General features: G+C 40.3%; 15 protein-coding genes. All 15 read left to right on the top strand.

The annotated features are described in order from the left end of the window. The first annotated feature begins 282 nt into the window (after positions 1 to 282). Positions 283 to 3,399, top strand: coding sequence for an MMPL family transporter (locus tag MKX52_RS08020; RefSeq protein ID WP_342491762.1), 3,117 nt, complete (start codon positions 283 to 285; stop codon positions 3,397 to 3,399). Positions 3,400 to 3,544: 145 nt separating this feature from the next. Next, positions 3,545 to 4,825, top strand: a complete 1,281-nt coding sequence (locus MKX52_RS08025) for a pitrilysin family protein (RefSeq protein WP_342491763.1) — start codon at positions 3,545 to 3,547, stop codon at positions 4,823 to 4,825. Then, the gene (locus tag MKX52_RS08030) at positions 4,822 to 6,114 is read left to right on the top strand and encodes a pitrilysin family protein (protein WP_119124859.1); all 1,293 of its coding nucleotides are present in this window, start codon (positions 4,822 to 4,824) and stop codon (positions 6,112 to 6,114) included. Before MKX52_RS08025 ends, MKX52_RS08030 begins: the two co-directional genes overlap by 4 nt. Before the next feature lie 150 nt (positions 6,115 to 6,264). Beyond that, positions 6,265 to 6,741, top strand: coding sequence for a MarR family transcriptional regulator (locus MKX52_RS08035; protein ID WP_044330511.1), 477 nt, complete (start codon positions 6,265 to 6,267; stop codon positions 6,739 to 6,741). Continuing rightward, positions 6,719 to 9,838 carry an MMPL family transporter gene (locus tag MKX52_RS08040; protein WP_342491764.1) on the top strand — a complete coding sequence of 1,040 codons (3,120 nt, stop codon included), beginning with the start codon at positions 6,719 to 6,721 and terminating at the stop codon, positions 9,836 to 9,838. Before MKX52_RS08035 ends, MKX52_RS08040 begins: the two co-directional genes overlap by 23 nt. Before the next feature lie 31 nt (positions 9,839 to 9,869). Beyond that, a complete protein-coding gene (locus MKX52_RS08045; RefSeq protein WP_342491765.1) occupies positions 9,870 to 10,598 on the top strand; it encodes an SDR family oxidoreductase in 729 nt (242 codons plus the stop codon). Positions 10,599 to 10,671: 73 nt separating this feature from the next. Then, complete coding sequence (locus MKX52_RS08050; RefSeq protein ID WP_003211590.1) at positions 10,672 to 10,929, top strand: DUF3243 domain-containing protein; 258 nt, start codon at positions 10,672 to 10,674, stop codon at positions 10,927 to 10,929. 131 nt (positions 10,930 to 11,060) lie between these two features. Beyond that, the gene (locus MKX52_RS08055) at positions 11,061 to 11,852 is read left to right on the top strand and encodes a DUF3388 domain-containing protein (RefSeq protein ID WP_003211480.1); all 792 of its coding nucleotides are present in this window, start codon (positions 11,061 to 11,063) and stop codon (positions 11,850 to 11,852) included. A 23-nt stretch (positions 11,853 to 11,875) separates the two neighbouring features. Continuing rightward, positions 11,876 to 12,787: a helix-turn-helix domain-containing protein gene (locus tag MKX52_RS08060; RefSeq protein WP_285855756.1), complete on the top strand. Its 912-nt coding sequence runs from the start codon at positions 11,876 to 11,878 to the stop codon at positions 12,785 to 12,787. 74 nt (positions 12,788 to 12,861) lie between these two features. After that, the gene (pgsA, locus tag MKX52_RS08065; protein ID WP_012010018.1) at positions 12,862 to 13,443 is read left to right on the top strand and encodes a CDP-diacylglycerol--glycerol-3-phosphate 3-phosphatidyltransferase; all 582 of its coding nucleotides are present in this window, start codon (positions 12,862 to 12,864) and stop codon (positions 13,441 to 13,443) included. Between the two features lie 16 nt (positions 13,444 to 13,459). Continuing rightward, entirely contained in the window at positions 13,460 to 14,710 is a 1,251-nt protein-coding gene (locus tag MKX52_RS08070; protein WP_012010019.1) for a competence/damage-inducible protein A, read from the top strand. 176 nt (positions 14,711 to 14,886) lie between these two features. Then, a complete protein-coding gene (recA, locus tag MKX52_RS08075) occupies positions 14,887 to 15,927 on the top strand; it encodes a recombinase RecA (RefSeq protein ID WP_144503276.1) in 1,041 nt (346 codons plus the stop codon). A 499-nt stretch (positions 15,928 to 16,426) separates the two neighbouring features. Further along, a complete protein-coding gene (gene rny / locus MKX52_RS08080) occupies positions 16,427 to 17,989 on the top strand; it encodes a ribonuclease Y (protein WP_003211958.1) in 1,563 nt (520 codons plus the stop codon). Between the two features lie 88 nt (positions 17,990 to 18,077). Beyond that, positions 18,078 to 18,872, top strand: coding sequence for a TIGR00282 family metallophosphoesterase (locus MKX52_RS08085; RefSeq protein ID WP_012010021.1), 795 nt, complete (start codon positions 18,078 to 18,080; stop codon positions 18,870 to 18,872). Between the two features lie 201 nt (positions 18,873 to 19,073). After that, positions 19,074 to 19,334, top strand: coding sequence for a stage V sporulation protein SpoVS (gene spoVS / locus MKX52_RS08090; RefSeq protein ID WP_003211281.1), 261 nt, complete (start codon positions 19,074 to 19,076; stop codon positions 19,332 to 19,334). Positions 19,335 to 19,424: the final 90 nt, after the last annotated feature.

Below are 19,424 nucleotides of genomic sequence, written 5' to 3' on the forward strand. Positions count from 1 at the left end.
TTTTTTATAAATTGACATGTAAAATTTTGATAGTTAAACTAATGTATAGTAATATCTTTTAAATTATTCCAAACGGGAGGTGTTCAAAAACATTCATTTTCTGTCTTTCTTTAGGCAGAGATTGAGTTCGCGTGGTGATGATGAATGTGTGTTTCTTCAACACGAAAAGACAATTGAATAGGTCATCCTGCCATTAGCACGTTGAAGGATACGCAGTCAGCACTTCAGACACGCTCAAATACAGCAAATTGATTGATGAACTAGAAGGAGCTTGAAGCAGCTATGTTGCAAATAATTAAAGCAAGATGGATTGTATTAGTGGTGTGGATGATAACAGCTGTAATTCTGTTTATTACTGCGCCAAATTTAGAGGAATTAACGAGAGAAAAAGGGCAATTAAAGGTTCCGGAGGGGACACCAACAGCTGAGGCACTTCACTTATTGGATAAGCTCACAGATCAAAATGGGAAAAAAGATACGGGTGTTATTGTATTTTCCGAACAACATCTGTTCCCTAAGAAAGAGCAGGAATTAAAAAAGGCTTTATCTGCACTCATGACACATGCTCCAGACCTCCACATTGACGGAATTACTTCGTATTTTCATGTAGATCCGGACATTCAAAAACAACTTTTATCAAAGGATAAAAGTACACTTCTTGTTCCATTCAAATTCGACCACTACGAAACAAAAGCTGTGAAGATTAAAGAACAAATTGAGGAAGTTTTAAAGCCCTATCATATCTCATTTGAAATGACGGGACAAAAATTTGTGGATTCAGATGTCATTAATAGTTCTCAACAAGGTCTGAAGAAAACTGAACTTATCACGATCATTTTTATTTTCTTTATTTTAATTATTGTTTTCAGATCAATTTTGGCACCTGTTGTTCCGCTCATTACAATCGGCATCTCTTATGCCGTCAGCCGTTGTATTGTGGCTTTTTTAGTAGAATATATGCAATTTCCTCTATCTAATTTTACTCAGATTTTTATGGTAGCGATTATGTTCGGTATAGGAACAGATTATTGTATTTTGCTGTTAAGTCGTTTTAAAGAAGAAATCGGTCAAGGTCGTGATGTCAAAGAGTCGATTATCATCACATACAAATGTGCAGGGAAAACGGTCTTTTTCAGTGGCTTAGCCGTGTTAGTTGGCTTCTCAAGCATTGGGTTTGCCAAATTTCAATTGTATCAATCAGCCGTTAGTGTTGCGGTTGGAGTTGGTATCCTACTGATCGCACTTGTCACCATCGTTCCCTTTTTTATGTCTGTTTTTGGAAAATCTCTTTTCTGGCCATCTAAAAGAGAAAACATTCGCCACCCGCAAAGTAAAATGTGGGAATGGGCTGGGCGTTTTTCATTTAAAAGGCCGCTAATCAGCCTAGGTTTAGTTGCACTCATTACGGTTCCTCCTATTCTGATGTACGACGGGACTCTTTCTTATAACAGCTTAAATGAGATTGGGACAAAGTATGAATCAGTGTCTGCATTTAATACGATATCAGAGCAATTTGGCTTTGGGGAAGCGTTGCCCCTGAATGTACTTGTTGAAAGTGACAATAAGTTAGATAACCAAGAAAAGATTGTCATGATTGAAAAACTAACCCGTAAATTAAATGACATTGACGAAGTCAAAACAGTCCGCAGTGTCACTCGTCCTGTTGGAGATGGGTTAAGTCAGCTTTACGTTACCTCTCAAGCAAAAGAGCTGGGAGGAGAACTAGGAAAAGGTCATGAAGGAATCGGGAAAATTTCAGATGGTTTGACCGAAACAAATCTTGCCCTTCTTAAACAAAAACCAAAAATTCAAGAATCCGCTAAAGGCATTGACCAGCTGATTGATGGAACCAAAGCGATCAAAAGCGGCATTGGAGAAGTAAGGGAGTCCCTGATCTCTTTAGAAGATGGGGTGAGGCGCAGCAAAGATGGTGTCGGGACCATCCGAAGTAAAATCAAAGAAGCAAAAAAGGAATTAGAGCAAGAATATCGCAGAAGTGAAGCGATGATTCAAGAGCTTAAACAAATGGTGAGTACGCTAGAACGTCATGCGAAATCAAATCAGCAGCTGATAACTACCATTAAAAAAGTAAAAAGTTCGTATGAGAATTTATCGTTTGAAGCACTTGAAAAACGGCTTCCAGAAATAAAAGATATGGATGAATATAAAGAAATCAAGAAAGTATTCAAAGATACAAAAGGAATGCTTGATCAAGCAGGGAACCAAATGAATCTGTATGAAGAGGAAGCTTCTCTGTTTAAAGAAAAGATCAAGAAAGCAGATTCAGTGATTCAAAGCTTTTCAAGCAAGCAAAAAGAAGTAAAACATCAAGTGCGAGCCCTCATGGAAGGACTGGATCAAATTTATGCCGGTCTTGATCAAACAAATGAAGGACAAAAACAATTGATCAAAGAAATGCCTAAAATTGAAGATGGCGCCGATCAACTGACAGGTGGACAAAAAGCCATCAAAAAAGGATTTAATCAGCTTTCATCAAAACTCACATTATTAACAGATGGATTAGGTGAAAGTATTGAAGGGCTCGAGCAGGTCAAAAGCGGCTTCACAGAGGCGGACGGCTATTTAAACCAGCTTCAGCAAGCGCCAGATGAAGAAATAACGGGCTGGTTTATTCCAGAAGAAGTGCTGAAACGCCATGAATTTAAGCAAATCTTTCAAACGTATATGTCTCCAGATCGTAAACTGACAACCTTAGAAGTTATTTTAAATGTGAATCCATACAGCAATGAAGCGATGAAAGGCGTTGCAAAAATTGAAGAAACCCTTGATCAATATTTACCTGTCAGCGGGTTAAAGAATGCAAATTACGGCGTGTCTGGTATTTCAAGTTTAAATGTAGATTTAAAAGAAACATCTGACGGTGACTTTATTCGAACAGTCATTTTTATGCTAGCTGGCATCTTTATTATTTTAATTATATTATTACGGTCGATCGTCATGCCGATATACTTAACACTTTCACTCATTTTAACGTATTTTACATCCGTCGGATTAACAGAATGGATCTTCAAGACATTTTTTGGCTACGACGGTCTCAGCTGGGCTGTCCCATTTTTCAGCTTTGTCATTCTTGTCACCTTAGGCATTGATTATTCGATCTTCCTAATGGATCGCTTTAATGAATGGAAGGGAGAGCATGTGCAAGCATCAATGATATCAGCGATGAGAAATATGGGTTCTGTCATTATTTCAGCAGTCGCGATATTAGCGGGGACCTTCGCCGCTATGCTACCGTCCGGTGTCTTGTCACTTGTTGAAATTGCAACGGTCATACTCATTGGACTTTTATTATATGCGTTTGTTGTATTACCACTTTTTATTCCAGTCATGGTTCGCATTTTCGGAAAATGGAATTGGTGGCCTTTTAGAATGAAATAACGACCAGCGTCTCTGCTTATAGCAGAGGCGTTTTTATTTCCTATCCTTTCCTCTGATTGATATAATGTCTATTAAATGGCTGTTTTACGTATATATCAGCTATGTTCTAATACATAATAAATAGGATGAACAAAGGAGGTTTCTCATGACGTACTTACAAGAGAAGACACTAGACACACCTGGTCTTCATACTCATATTGTCAAAACAGAAAAATTTAAAACGGTCACAATCCTTTTTAAAATGCTCGCGCCTCTATCGAAAGATGATGTCACCATGCGTTCACTTTTCCCGCATGTGCTGTTAAGAGGAACAGAGAAAATGCCGAAAACAGGAGAATTGCGTGCTTATTTTGATGAGCTTTATGGTGCGACTGTTTCAGCAGACATGGCGAAAAAAGGGGAGAATCACATCATTACCTTCCGCCTGGAAATGGCAAATGAAAAATATTTAAAGGATCAAACCCCTTTACTAGAAAAAGGAATTGCCTTACTATCTGATCTACTATTCCATCCGTATGTTGAAGATGGAGCGTTCAGTCAATTATATGTAGATCAAGAAAAACGCACTTTAAAACAGCGGATTCAAGCAGTGTATGATGATAAAATGCGTTACTCAAACTTAAGGCTTGTGCAGGAAATGTGCAAAGGTGAACCGTATGCACTGCACGTCAATGGAGAAATGTCAGATATCGAAACGATCACCGCTCATTCGCTGTTTGAAGCATATCAGCATGCGCTTCAAACAAATCAGCTTGATCTTTATGTTGTGGGAGATGTAGACGAACAAGACATCAGCCGGATGGTCTCTCAATACTTCAAAACAAGTGATAGAGAACCGGTCAAACAACACGCTGAATCAGCAAGAACGCAAAGAGAAGCAAAAGAAGTCATCGATGAAGAAGACGTGAAGCAAGGGAAGCTGAATATCGGCTTTCGCACGCATACGACGATTGCAGATGACGATTATCCGGCTTTGCATTTGTTTAATGGCATATTCGGCGGGTTCTCGCACTCGAAGCTATTCATCAATGTTCGGGAAAAAGCAAGTCTTGCGTATTATGCTGTGTCTAGACTTGAGAGCTTTAAAGGCTTGATGATGGTCATGTCAGGGATTGAAGTCGGCAACTATCAGCAGGCAGTAGACATCATTAAAGAACAATTTGAAGCGATGCAAAAAGGTGATTTTTCAGATGAAGCGATTGACCAAACAAAAGCTGTCGTCAAAAATCAGCTTCTTGAAACGATCGATACATCTTATGGGACAGCAGAATACCTGTATCAGCATGCCGTTGTGCCAACAGGAGAAACGCTTGATTCCTTTTTACAAGCACTTGATCGAGTGACAAAAGAGGACATCATCAAAGTGGGTCAGAAAATCGAATGGGATACGACCTATTTTCTTAAAGGAACGGAGGGTGCTTCATGACAGTGAAAACAATTCAATTCGATCAGCTGCAAGAAACGGTCTATCACGAAAAAATGGAGAGCGGACTTGACGTCTATGTGCTCCCAAAGCAAGGGTTTAACAAAACCTATGCAACTTTTACAACCAAATATGGCTCTGTCGATAACGAATTTGTGCCGCTTGGTAAAGAAGACATGATTCGAGTGCCTGACGGAATTGCCCATTTCTTAGAGCATAAACTGTTTGAAAAAGAAGATGGAGACGTATTCCATACATTTAGTAAACAAGGGGCATCCGCAAATGCTTTTACGACATTTACGAGAACAGCTTACTTATTCTCAAGCACCTCAAATGTCGAACAAAACCTTGAGACACTCATTGATTTTGTTCAAGAGCCTTATTTTACTGAAAAAACGGTCGAAAAAGAAAAGGGCATCATTGGTCAAGAGATTAACATGTATGATGACAATCCGGACTGGCGTTTATTTTTCGGTCTGATAGAAAATCTATATCAAGAGCACCCTGTAAGAATTGATATAGCTGGAACTGTAGAAAGCATTGCTCCGATTACAAAAGATCATTTGTACGAATGCTATGAAACGTTCTATCATCCAAGCAATATGCTTTTATTTGTTGTCGGTCCCGTTGATCCGCAGCAAATATTAGATCAAGTTCGAGCAAATCAGGCGAAAAAGCCATTTACAGATCAGCCAGAGATTAAACGAAAAGACATCAATGAGCCTGAAGGTGTGTACCGAAAAGAGTACGAACTTCCAATGAACGTACAAGGCTCGAAATGTATGTTTGGATTAAAAACAAAGAATCCTCATAAAAAAGGAAATGATCTGCTAAAACATGAACTCGGTATGAATCTCATTTTAGAGACGTTGTTTGGTAAAAGCTCCTTACAATATGAACAAATGTATGAAAAAGGTTTAATTGATGAGACCTTCAGCTACGATTATACAGAAGAAGGCGGCTTCGGCTTCACGTCAGTTGGTGGAGACACAAATGATCCTGATCAATTGGCGAAAGTATTAAAAGAAACCCTTCTTCAAGCAAAGAACTTGATCTCAGAAGAGAAAATCGAGCTCGCGCGCAAGAAGAAAATCGGCAGCTTTTTAAAAGCCATGAATTCTCCTGAATACATTGCGAACCAATTCACTCGATATGCATTTTTAGACATGAGCTTATTTGATGTCGTGACCATGCTGGAACAGATCCAATTAACTGACATTCAGCACATTTTAGAGGAAGAAATTGACGAAGAACGGATGTCTGTTTTCAAAGTCGTTCCGAAAACAAAATAATGAAAAAAGGCAAACTCAGATTTAATGAGTTTGTCTTTTTTATGTCTAATGGATAAAAGCCTGTGATTTGTGAGGATTTTCATTGACAATCATTTTGTTCATTAGTTAAACTCTTTAATAGTTAAACACTTAAACTAAAAGGAGCAACATATGGAACAAAATAAAATTGCACAGCTCATTCAGAGATATGCAGACGTCTATCTCATGATGGAAAAAAAGGTATCGAGTATGATCACGGAAAAGCTTGATAAAGAGCTGACACTTGATCAGTATTACTCACTTCGATACATCAATTTACATCCTGGATGTACGTCAACTGACCTTGCAAATGTATGCAATGTGAACAAAAGTGCGGTAACTTCCATGACCAATCGTCTTTTTACAAAAAACTATATTTTCCGCGAGCATGATCAAGCCGATCGAAGAAATGTTCACCTGTACGTTACGCCAGAGGGCAAAGATGTGGTCAGCCGAATGGAAAAGCAGCTTCAGGATTTAGTTCGATCTTATTTTGAAAAGCTGGAAGAAAAAGAAATGGAATCATTTATTCAAACATATGAAAAGATTTATCAAGTAATCATCGAAGAGGAGGCACAAAGTACTAATGAGAGCAATCATAAAGGGTAGATGGCTGATCACGATTTTATGGGTCGTATTAGCGGCAGTGTTACTCATCACCGCTCCTAATATGGCGCAATTAACAAAAGAAAAAGGACAAATTTCAGTACCAGACGGCTATCCGTCCTCATATGCAAATCAGTTATTAAAGAAAATGTCTGAAAACGGTGATACAGAAAAATCAATTGTCATTGTCTTTCAAGAAAAGAACATCGTCAAAGAAAGAGAAACATCTTTAAAAAAAGCAATGGAGATTTTAGAAAAGGATCAAGATCTACATGTCGAGGACATCACTTCGTATTTTGACGCCAATAAAGATATTAAAAAACAGATGCTCTCTAAAGATCGAACGACGCTTCTTGTTCCAGTTACATATGACTCAAACAAAATCAAAGCTTCCGTTTTTAAAGAAAAAGTCAATGAAAAACTGAAGAGTTTAAATCTGACATATGAAATGACAGGGCAGCCGTTAATTGATGATGATGTGATCACAAGCTCACAAGAGGGTCTAAAGAAAACAGAGTTCATTACGATTGGGTTTATTCTCATCGTCCTAGTCCTTGTCTTTAGATCAGCTGTGGCACCTTTCGTTCCGTTAGTCGCAGTAGCTCTATCTTACTTGGTGAGTCAATCCATCGTGGCTTATTTAGTTAAATATCTCGATTTCCCGCTCTCAACCTTTACCCAAATCTTCATGGTCGCGATCATGTTTGGTATAGGAACGGACTACTGCATTCTGCTTCTCAGCCGCTTTAAAGAAGAGATCGCACACGGTAAAGATAAAATTGAGGCGATTCTCATTACGTATAAAACAGCAGGAAAGACTGTTTTATTCAGCGGGATCGCTGTGCTCATCGGTTTTACATGTATTGGCTTGGCGCAATTCCAGCTCTATAAATCAGCTGTTGCAGTAGCAGTTGGTGTTGCTGTGCTGATTGTGGCGCTTCTCACAATTGTTCCTTTCTTTATGGCGGTTTTAGGAAAAGTGTTATTTTGGCCGATTAAAGGTGATATTGCTCACCCGCAGTCAAAAATGTGGGAAACAGCAGGTCGCTTTTCATTTAAAAAACCACTTTTTAGTTTATTAATCGTAGGAATCATTACGCTTCCGCCCATTCTTATGTATAAAGGAACGCTTTCTTATAACAGTTTGGATGAAATTGGTAATAAATATGAATCAGTCAATGCATTCAATACAATTTCCGACAAATTTGGACCAGGAGAAGCTCTACCTGCAACGATTGTTGTGAAATCAGCTGATCTGTTAGACAACAATAAAGGACTGATTGCTGTTGAAAAACTCAGCCGTGCAATTGAACAAACAGATGGCGTAAGTAAAGTAAGAAGTGCGACACGTCCTGTCGGTAAAGGGCTGAGTGATCTATACGTGAAATCTCAAGCAAAAGAACTGAATACCGGACTTGATAAAAGTAATGAAGGCGTGAAAAAAATCCAAGATGCACTGACGACAATGAGTCAATCCATTGAGGATCAAACGCCGCAAATCAAATCATCTGGAAAAGGCATTAACAAATTGATTTCTGGGACAGAATCAGTGAAAACAGGCATTCAAAACATCGAAAAATCGTTAAGAGAACTGCAAAGCGGAATCGATCAAAACAAAAACGGTGTTGCACAGATTAAAGAGAAAATTAAAGGTGCGAAAAAGGAATTAACAGCTCAAGTCGCACAAGTGAATCAACAAGTGTCGCTATATAAAAGCATTTCCAAAGAATTAAAGGCAGCATTAGCGAAGGTGAATACGTCATCTTCTGCTGCAGCGGATGTAAAAGCATTAATCACACAAGCAAATCAACAATTTAGTACACTTGAAAAACAAATTCCGCAGGTGAAAGAAAATCAATCGTATCAAGCCATCAAAGCTTCCTATAATGAACTTTCTACGACCTTGCAAGAAGGTGCAAAACAGGCAGACAGCTATGCCAAACAAGCGAAAGAAGCTAGAAAACAGCTTGAAGCAGCGGATGCCTTTATCGCAAAAGCGAAAGAGCAGCAAAAAGTCTTAACGAATCAAATCGATGAGCTCATTGCTGGCTTAGATGCAATTGAAACTGGATTGAATAAAACGTCGAAAGGCCAGGGGCAAATAGCTGATAATATGCCAAAGCTTGCAAATGGTGCAGGGCAAGTCATTGATGGTCAAAAACAAATGAAAGAAAAGATTGGCGGCTTTGGTGATAATCTGACCAAACTAACTGATGGGCTGAACAAGAGCGTCGATGGCTTGGAGAAAATTTCAAGCGGATTAATGGGTGCAGGTGACTACTTAGACGAACTGAAAAATGCTCCAGATCAAGACATGGCCGGCTGGTTTATCCCAAAAGATGTACTGAAAAATAAAGCATTCAAGCAAGTATTTGATTCATACATGTCGGATGACCGCAAGATGACAAAGATTGATGTCATTTTAGAAAAAAATCCATATGGTAATGAAGCCTTGTCGACGATCAAACAAGTAGAAGCATCTGTCGAGCGGGCACTTCCTGAAACAAATTTAAAAGATGCATCATTTGGTGTTTCAGGTGTATCAAGTATGAATGCTGATTTAAAACAGCTTTCAGACCAAGATTTCAATAAGACGGTTCTTTACATGATGATCGGTATTTTTCTCATTCTTGTGATCCTGTTCCGTTCGCTTGTGATGCCACTGTACTTGGTAGGTTCACTTATTTTGACCTACTTTACAGCTATCGGAATGACAGAATTTATCTTCACTCATTTCTTCGGTTATCCGGGCATTAACTGGGCGGTTCCATTCTTTGGCTTTGTCATATTAATGGCGCTCGGAGTCGACTATTCGATTTTCTTAATGGAGAGGTTCAATGAATACAAAACAAAAGACATTCAGTTTGCGATGACCGAATCAATGAAGAATATGGGCTCTGTCATTATGTCTGCTGCTGTTATTTTGGCAGGAACATTTGCAGCCATGCTTCCTTCAGGAGTGCTGTCTCTCTTACAGATTGCAACACTCGTTCTCACAGGACTTTTGCTATACGCACTCGTTGTGCTACCATTGTTCGTACCTGTCATGGTGAAATTGTTCGGATCAGCGAACTGGTTCCCATTTAAACGGAAAGAATAGATATTTTAAATAGAAAGTAGGAATCCATGTGATGAGTCGTTGGGCGCTGATAACAGGTGCCAGTGGCGGGATCGGGCAGGCTGCAGCCAAAAGGCTTGCCCAGGAAGGCTGCCACATGATACTCCATTATCACAAAAATGAACAGGCAGCCGTCAAGCTTGCCGCTGAGCTGGAAGAAACGTATCATATTCAGACGCATGTCGTTCAAGCAGATTTAGCAAAAATAGGCGGAGCTGATAAGCTCGTCAGCCGTCTATCTATATCTCCAGATATTCTTGTATTAAATAGCGGTAAGAGTCATGTCGGATTAGTAACAGATACAGAAAAAGACGTATTAGCCAGTATGGTTCAGCTTCATGTCACAAGTCCATATGAACTTACCCAACAGCTATTGCCAGCCATGATTCAAAAAAAAGCAGGTCATATTGTTGCGGTAAGCTCGATATGGGGAGAAACAGGGGCATCATGTGAAGTGCTATATAGCATGGTGAAGGGTGCGCAAAATGCGTTTATTAAAGGTCTGGCAAAAGAGCTTGCCCCAAGTGGAATTAGAGCAAATGCTGTTTCACCAGGTGCTGTCCATACAGATATGATGAAAAGCTTCACACAAGAAGATATTGACATGCTGGAGGAAGAAATCCCGCTTGGCCGGCTTGCATCACCTGAGGAGATTGCCGATGTCATTTGGTTTCTCGCCTCAAAGCAGTCAAGTTATATGACAGGTCAAATTTTATCCGTTAATGGTGGCTGGTACTGTTAAAAAACGTGTATAATTCGTCACTCCATGACAAAAGCTATGGCTGTAATTCATCTTTTCGAATGGAGGAATCGACATGTCAGTACTTGAGAACTGGGACCATTGGAAAAACTTTTTAGGTGACCGTTTAAATCATGCGCAGGATAAAGGTTTAAAAGATGATACCATCAATAACCTTGCGTATGAAATTGGCGGATATTTAGCTAACGAAGTTGAAGCAAAAAACGAGCAAGAAAGAGTACTTGCTGACCTTTGGAGCGTCGCATCAGAAGATGAGCAGCGCGCAATTGCCAATATGATGGTCAAACTGGTTGAAAATAATAGCTCGCACTAAAGAAAAAGAGGGGTCGTTTGTGCCTCTCTTTTTATTTTAACTGTTTCACAACATTGTGCTTTCTAAAAATGTGAAAATGCTTTATGATATAGGAAGGTAAAAATTTGCCACAATGAAGGGGGTAATATCATTTGGCAAAGCTCGAATGGTATTTTGAATATGAGATACAGGTAAACCGTCCCGGACTATTAGGAGACATTTCATCTCTGATGGGGATGCTTTCAATTAATATTGTGACAATTAATGGTGTTGATGTATCAAGACGCGGAATGCTTCTGCGCTGTGACCACACAGACCAAATTAAGCGCCTTGAATCAATTTTAAATACAATGGAAACGATAAAAGTAACGAAATTAAGACAGCCAAAACTTCGTGACCGCTTAGCGGTTCGTCACGGCAGATATATTCAGCGTGATGCAGATGACAAAAAGACGTTCCGATTTGAAAGGGACGAGCTTGGTCTTCTTGTTGATTTTATGGCTGAGCTATTTAAAAAAGAAGGACATAAATTGATTGGGATTCGCGGGATGCCGCGTGTCGGAAAAACAGAATCAATTGTGGCCTCAAGTGTATGTGCCAGCAAAAGATGGCTTTTTGTATCATCCACTCTTTTGAAACAGACGATCCGAAGTCAACTGATTGCGGATGAATATAGCCCAGATAACGTTTTTATTATTGATGGGATTGTGTCGACGCGAAGAGGTTCTGAGAAGCACTTGCAGCTTTTAAGAGAAATTATGAGACTGCCGGCAACGAAAGTAGTAGAGCATCCAGACATCTTTATTCAAAATTCAGAATATACAATGGATGATTTCGACTATATTATTGAATTGCGTAATAGTGCAGATGAAGAGATTACATATGAGCACGCTGAAGAACCACAAGTGTTTGATCATTCTGGTTTTTCTGGCTTCGATTTTTAATATGGTAATGGTAGGTGTTTGTTTTGACTGAATTGGGAAAACGGCTCATTGAGGCCAGAGAGGAAAAAGGGATGTCGCTGGAGGATCTTCAGACGGTGACCAAAATCCAAAAGCGCTACTTGCTAGCAATCGAACAAGGAAACTATGATATTATTCCAGGTAAATTTTACGTCAGAGCGTTTATTAAACAATATGCCGAAGCCGTTGGACTAAATCCTGAACAATTGTTCGAAGAATTTCGTAAAGATGTACCGAGCACGTATAACGATGAAGTATCTGATAAATTATCAAATATTAAGCCGCAAAGAGAGCTGCCAAAGCCTGCCTCGAAGGTGCTTGAGCTGCTGCCTACCATCTTGATTATTGGAGGCGTCCTTGTGGTCATCGCGATCATTTATGTCATCGTGCAGGCAGTTAATCATGATAGCGGACAGAAGAACAACCAGACGGCTCCTCAGCAGTCAGAATCTAAGTATGAAGTATCTGAGGATTCATCTCTTGCAAAGGATCAAAAGAAAAAAGAAAAAGCTTCGTCAGATGATCAAGAAAAATCATCTAAAAAAGATGACTCATCAAAGGATTCATCTAAAGACGATGAAACGATCTCTTTGAAGGCAGCAAATACAGAAGGCTCAACGACAACGTATGAAGCGTCAGGCACAGAAGAGATGGAGTTAACCATTTCTGCTACAAAAGCTTCATGGCTGCGCGTCAGAGACGAGTCTGGAAAAGTGCTAAAAATGGGTGAACTAAAAGATGGCGAATCGTTTAAAACAGACTTGTCTGAGCTCTCTCAGGTCGATATCCGTCTAGGCAATGCGACTGGAATTGAAATCAAGGTGAATGACGAGACGCTTAAGTACGAATTAGACCCTAAGAACACCATGACACAAAACATTGTGATTGTGAATAAAGGAAAGGAAAAGTCATCTTAAGCAAGTAGATGACTTTTCTTTTGTTCCTACTATTATATATACATAAAAAATGGCTTATTGGAGGATTGAAATTCATGTTTAACTTACCGAATAAAATAACTCTTTCTAGGATCGCCTTGATCCCTGTTTTTATGATTATTATGCTTGCACCCTTAGATTGGGGAGTTGCTCGTTTTGGTCACGTCAGCATCGAAGTGACGCATCTTGTTGGCGCAATCCTGTTTATTGTTGCTTCGACAACGGACTGGATTGATGGGTACTATGCGCGTAAACTGAACTTAGTGACGAATTTTGGTAAATTTTTAGATCCGCTTGCAGATAAATTGCTTGTTTCAGCTGCTTTAATTATACTTGTTCAGTACAACCTCACGCCGGCATGGATGGCGATTGTGATCATTAGCCGTGAATTTGCTGTAACTGGTCTAAGGCTTGTACTAGCCGGAGGCGGTGAAGTGGTAGCAGCTAATATGCTTGGAAAAGTGAAAACATGGGCGCAAATCATTGCGATTTCAGCCCTTCTCTTGCATAACCTGCCGTTTGAACTTGTATCATTCCCGTTTGGTGACCTTGCGATGTGGGTAGCAGTGTTCTTCACTGTTGTGTCAGGCTGGGATTACTTTGTGAAAAACTGGGAAGCTTTAAAGAATTCTAACTAAAAAGGACGTGTACGCTTTGAAGTCAGAGAGAAAAGCAGAAATTATTGCAGTCGGTTCCGAACTTTTGCTAGGGCAAATTACGAATACGAATGCACAATTCATCAGCAAACAGCTAGCTGAAATTGGTGTGAATGTTTATTACCATACAGCAGTTGGTGACAATCCAGAGCGTTTAAAAAGAGCCATTCAAGTGGCGCAGGAAAGATCGAATTTTATTATCTTCTCAGGTGGTCTTGGACCAACAAAAGATGATTTAACAAAAGAAACCATTGCGAGCACGCTCGGAAAAGAGCTTGTGCTAAATGAAGAAGCATTTGAATCCATTCAAGAATACTTTCGAAAGACTGGACGAGACATGTCACCGAATAACCGGAAACAGGCACTCGTTCTAGAAGGATCTGATGTGCTCGTGAACCGGTTTGGGATGGCTCCGGGTATGTTCATTCAAGAAAACGATACGTTTTATATGCTTCTTCCAGGCCCGCCAAGTGAACTGCATCCGATGTTTGAGAACGAGGCAAAACCGCTCATATCTGAGAAACTGGGTTTAAAGGAAAAAATCGTGTCTGTTGTTCTCCGCTTCTTTGGAATTGGTGAATCACAGCTTGAAACAGACCTAGAAGATTTAATTGATGCTCAAACCAATCCAACGATTGCACCTCTTGCATCTGACGGTGAAGTGACACTTAGGCTCACGGCTAAGCATGAGGATGAAAAAGAAACGGAGCGTCTGTTAAAAGAGACGGAAGCGAAAATTTTAGCGCGAGTAGGAGAGTACTTCTACGGGTATGGTGAGACATCACTTGTACGCGAAGCTTCCAAGGCCTTGCGCGATCACGGGAAAACAGTGGCAGCGGCTGAGAGCCTAACAGGCGGAATGTTTTCTGAATGGCTGACAGATCTTGAAGGTGCGTCGTCGATTTTAAGCGGCAGTATCGTTTGTTATACAAACCAAGTCAAACAGCAGGTGCTTGGCTGCCGGGAGGAAACATTGTCCTCTCATGGTGCTGTCAGCAAAGAGTGTGCTTTAGAGCTTGCTGAAGGTGTTAGAAAGCTCACGGGAAGTGATATTGGCATTAGCTTTACGGGTGTAGCGGGCCCTGATACCCACGAGGGACAGCCGGTCGGAAAAGTGTTCATCGGGCTATCTACGAAAGACCATACAGACGTGTTTGAATGGATGTTTACTGGAAGCCGGTCGGGCATTCGCAAACGCGCTGTGAAATATGGTTTGCATCACTTGCTCAATTTATTAAAAGAAAGTTAATTTTGTTTTTTGTTAGGTTTGCTCCTTTAGAAAAGAGTGTTTTTTCTACTAGAAATCACTCTTTTCCTAAAAATCCACCAAGAAAAAATCGAATATGTGTTCGATTTTTTCTTGGCAAATGACGTAAAACAAGGTATAGTATAGATAGTGGAATTGATAAAGGAGGAAACAATAGAATGAGTGATCGTCAAGCAGCCTTAGATATGGCTCTTAAACAAATAGAAAAACAGTTTGGTAAAGGCTCTATTATGAAACTAGGAGAGCAAACAGATACACGTATTTCAACAGTACCGAGTGGTTCGTTAGCACTTGATACTGCACTGGGAATAGGCGGATATCCTCGCGGCCGTATCATTGAAGTATATGGTCCAGAGAGTTCTGGTAAAACGACAGTAGCACTTCATGCCATTGCTGAGGTTCAGCAGCAGGGAGGACAAGCTGCATTTATCGATGCAGAGCATGCGCTCGATCCGGTTTACGCTCAAAAACTAGGTGTCAATATTGATGAGCTGTTACTTTCTCAGCCTGACACAGGGGAACAAGCACTTGAAATTGCAGAAGCGCTTGTCCGCAGTGGTGCAGTTGATATTGTTGTTATTGACTCAGTAGCTGCTCTTGTACCAAAAGCAGAGATTGAAGGAGACATGGGTGATTCACACGTTGGTCTACAAGCACGTTTGATGTCCCAAGCACTTCGTAAACTATCTGGTGCCATTAATAAATCAAAAACCATTGCCATCTTTATTAACCAAATTCGTGAAAAAGTTGGGGTCATGTTCGGTAACCCTGAAACAACGCCTGGTGGACGTGCGCTGAAGTTCTATTCATCTGTTCGTTTAGAAGTGCGCCGTGCTGAACAGCTGAAGCAGGGAAATGACATTATGGGGAATAAAACGAGAATTAAAGTGGTGAAAAACAAAGTAGCACCGCCATTCCGTATTGCAGAAGTAGATATTATGTACGGTGAAGGAATCTCAAAAGAGGGCGAAATCATTGACCTTGGAAGCGAACTAGATATCGTACAAAAGAGCGGTGCTTGGTATTCTTACCAAGAGGAACGTCTTGGACAAGGCCGCGAAAATGCGAAACAGTTCCTTAAAGAAAACAAAGATATTCTTCTCATGATTCAAGAACAAATTAGAGAGCACTACGGTTTGGATACAAACGGAGTGAAAGCACCTGAAGATGAAGAAGGTCAAGAGGAATTGGAAATTTAAAGACTAAAAGACGCTGAAAAGCGTCTTAGATAGTTGACAAAGGGCTAAAATGATCTTGATTTTAGCCCTTTGTCTTCTTTTCAGTGTGATAGAAAACCTTTGCAGTCTAGGAAGGATGTCATCGGAGCGGAGCGAATTTGCCATTCGTGAGCACCGGAGCACAGACCTGACACCGAATGCGAGGGTTTGACTACACGCTAAAGACGCTGAAAAGCGTCTTTTTTTTACATTTACATGACAGCTAGCAGGTCAAAAGTTCTGTCTTAGCTTGAAATAACGACTTACGCCTCAGTCTGACTAGCTTGACAAGTATTTCCGACACAATTACAATGGGAATGTATCACTTGTTTTTCTTAACATGATTGATAACTAATTTAAACTTGACAAGGGCAGTGAGGATCTCATTCCCTGTGAAGGCCCTGTATGTTGAGACACAAAACAATGTACATGCCGACACTTTATTTGTAAAACCAAGTTCATAGCAAGAGGAGGTGAAAATATGTCGCCTACGATGTTTACGATCATCTCCATTTTGCTGAGCCTAATCTGTTTAGTTGTTGGCTACTTTGTTCGTAAAACCATTGCAGAAGCAAAAATATCCGGCGCAAGAAACATGGCCGAACAAATTGTTGAGGATGCAAAGCGTGATGCGGAAGCATTGAAGAAAGAAGCGCTCTTGGAAGCGAAAGATGAAATTCATTCCTTTCGTGTAGAGGCGGAGCAAGAAGTTCGTGAAAGACGTAATGAGCTTCAAAGACAAGAAAACCGTTTACTTCAAAAAGAGGAAAATCTTGATCGCAAAGATGAATCTTTAGATAAACGGGAGTCCCTGTTGGAGAAGAGAGATCATTCTCTGAATGAACGACAACAACATATTGAAGAGATGGAAAGCAAAGTGGATGATATGATTCGTTTGCAGAAAGCCGAGTTGGAACGTATTTCAAGTTTAACTCGAGATGAAGCGAAACAAATCATTCTGGATCAAGTTGAAAATGAGCTTTCCCACGACATTGCAGTCATGACGAAAGAATCTGAAAACCGAGCGAAAGAAGAGGCTGATAAAAAGGCGAAAAACATTCTTTCACTTGCGTTACAGCGTTGTGCAGCTGATCATGTAGCTGAAACGACGGTATCTGTAGTCAATCTTCCAAATGATGAGATGAAAGGTCGTATTATCGGACGTGAAGGACGAAATATCCGTACGTTAGAAACGTTAACAGGTATTGACTTGATCATAGATGATACACCTGAAGCTGTTATCCTATCGGGCTTTGATCCGATTAGACGTGAAACAGCGAGGATAGCTCTGGACAAGCTAGTCCAGGATGGCCGCATTCATCCTGCACGAATTGAAGAAATGGTGGAAAAATCACGCCGTGAAGTCGATGATTATATCCGTGAGATGGGTGAGCAAACGACATTTGAAGTCGGAGTTCATGGTCTGCATCCGGATCTTATCAAAATTCTCGGTCGCTTAAAATTCCGTACAAGTTATGGACAAAATGTCCTGAAGCATTCAATTGAGGTTGCACATCTTGCAGGTCTCATGGCTTCAGAACTTGGAGAAGATGCAAAGCTTGCAAAACGAGCAGGTCTTCTGCATGACATTGGAAAAGCCATTGATCATGAAGTAGAAGGAAGCCACGTAGAAATTGGCGTTGAGCTTGCGACGAAATATAAAGAGCATCCTGTTGTCATCAACAGTATTGCCTCTCACCATGGTGACCAAGAACCGACATCTATTATTGCTGTTCTTGTTGCGGCAGCAGATGCATTATCTGCAGCACGCCCTGGTGCAAGAAGTGAGACGCTTGAAAATTACATTCGGAGACTTGAGAAATTAGAAGATATCTCTGAATCTTATGAAGGTGTTGAAAAATCGTTTGCGATACAAGCTGGACGTGAAGTACGTATTATGGTGAAGCCGGATTCAATTAATGATCTTGAAGCTCACCGTCTAGCAAGGGATATTCGTAAGCGGATTGAGGACGAGCTCGATTACCCTGGTCACATTAAAGTGACGGTCATTCGAGAAACTCGCGCAGTAGAGTATGCAAAATAGAGCGGTGCGCTTAGCGCCGCTTTATTTTTTTGTGTAAATATGCAACACTGATAAGAAGTCAATTTATAAGAGGAAGGGTTCAAAGCGCATGAAAATATTATTTGTTGGAGATATTGTCGGTTCACCTGGACGAGACACACTGAAAGAATACTTGCCAAAATTAAAGAAGAAATATCAGCCTCACTTTACCATTGTGAATGGAGAAAATGCTGCTCATGGAAAAGGAATAACTGAAAAAATCTATCATGAGCTGCTGCAAGCAGGAGCTGACGTGCTCACAATGGGCAACCATACATGGGATAAAAGAGACATTTTTGATTTTATCGATGATGCAGCCCACATGGTTCGTCCGGCGAACTTCCCAGAAGGCACACCTGGTAAAGGTCTGACGTTTATCAAAAAACAAGGGAAAGAATTAGCCGTCATCAACCTGCAAGGACGTACTTTTTTACCCCCACTTGACTGCCCATTTCAAAAAGTAGACGAGTTAATTGCGGAAGCATCCAAACGTACACCGTTCATTTTTATTGATTTTCATGGTGAAGCCACAAGTGAAAAGCTAGCGATGGGCTGGTATACAGACGGCCGTGCATCATGTGTGGTTGGAACGCATACACATGTTCAAACAGCAGATAACCGCGTTTTGCCAAAAGGAACTGCGTATATTTCAGATGTGGGAATGACAGGACCTTATGATGGCATTTTAGGTGTTGATCGGGAGACAATTATTAAACGATTCAAAACAAGTCTTCCCGTCCGTTTTGAGATTGCAGAAGGACCTACGACATTAAGTGCAGTCATCGTAGAAATTGACGAACAGTCGAAAAAAGCTGTCAAAATTGATCGAATTTTGATAAATGATGACCATATTTTCTTTGAATAAATGTTCACAAATTTATTTCAGAAAAATATTAATCAGAAAGAAGGAATATGCGCCCTCTATCGTGAATATAGTAAAAATGGTAGGTAGCCTGCTATTTTTGAAAAACATTTTGGGGATGGATTTTCAAAAAATAGCATCATCTAACAAAGATTGTTCTAATGAACACTCACTTATCCATTGTAAATTTAAGGGGGAGCAGAAATGGAAATTTTAAAAGTTTCAGCAAAGTCAAATCCGAATTCAGTAGCAGGAGCATTAGCAGGCGTTTTACGTGAACGCGGTGCAGCGGAAATACAAGCAATCGGCGCTGGAGCGCTGAATCAGGCGGTCAAGGCTGTAGCCATAGCAAGGGGATTTGTTGCACCAAGCGGAGTGGATTTGATATGCATTCCAGCCTTTACTGACATTCTTATCGATGGAGAAGAAAGAACAGCCATCAAATTGATTGTTGAGCCACGATAATTCTAATTTTATTATTTTCAACCTGCTTACATCATGTAAGCAGGTTGTTTTTGTTTACCACTATACATTTCTTATATAACATATTCAGTT

The sequence above is a fragment of the Bacillus sp. FSL R5-0422 genome, from assembly GCF_038610765.1.
Classification (GTDB): Bacteria; Bacillota; Bacilli; order Bacillales; family Bacillaceae; genus Bacillus; species Bacillus pumilus_O.

What these genes read in the sequence shown, in the direction of transcription:
- MKX52_RS08020 (WP_342491762.1), top strand. Translation starts at nt 283, where the DNA reads ATGTTGCAAATAATTAAAGCAAGATGGATTGTATTAGTGGTGTGGATG.
- MKX52_RS08045 (WP_342491765.1), top strand. Translation starts at nt 9,870, where the DNA reads ATGAGTCGTTGGGCGCTGATAACAGGTGCCAGTGGCGGGATCGGGCAG.
- MKX52_RS08050 (WP_003211590.1), top strand. Translation starts at nt 10,672, where the DNA reads ATGTCAGTACTTGAGAACTGGGACCATTGGAAAAACTTTTTAGGTGAC.
- MKX52_RS08025 (WP_342491763.1), top strand. Translation starts at nt 3,545, where the DNA reads ATGACGTACTTACAAGAGAAGACACTAGACACACCTGGTCTTCATACT.
- MKX52_RS08085 (WP_012010021.1), top strand. Translation starts at nt 18,078, where the DNA reads ATGAAAATATTATTTGTTGGAGATATTGTCGGTTCACCTGGACGAGAC.
- spoVS (WP_003211281.1), top strand. Translation starts at nt 19,074, where the DNA reads ATGGAAATTTTAAAAGTTTCAGCAAAGTCAAATCCGAATTCAGTAGCA.
- MKX52_RS08030 (WP_119124859.1), top strand. Translation starts at nt 4,822, where the DNA reads ATGACAGTGAAAACAATTCAATTCGATCAGCTGCAAGAAACGGTCTAT.
- rny (WP_003211958.1), top strand. Translation starts at nt 16,427, where the DNA reads ATGTCGCCTACGATGTTTACGATCATCTCCATTTTGCTGAGCCTAATC.
- MKX52_RS08040 (WP_342491764.1), top strand. Translation starts at nt 6,719, where the DNA reads ATGAGAGCAATCATAAAGGGTAGATGGCTGATCACGATTTTATGGGTC.
- recA (WP_144503276.1), top strand. Translation starts at nt 14,887, where the DNA reads ATGAGTGATCGTCAAGCAGCCTTAGATATGGCTCTTAAACAAATAGAA.
- MKX52_RS08035 (WP_044330511.1), top strand. Translation starts at nt 6,265, where the DNA reads ATGGAACAAAATAAAATTGCACAGCTCATTCAGAGATATGCAGACGTC.
- pgsA (WP_012010018.1), top strand. Translation starts at nt 12,862, where the DNA reads ATGTTTAACTTACCGAATAAAATAACTCTTTCTAGGATCGCCTTGATC.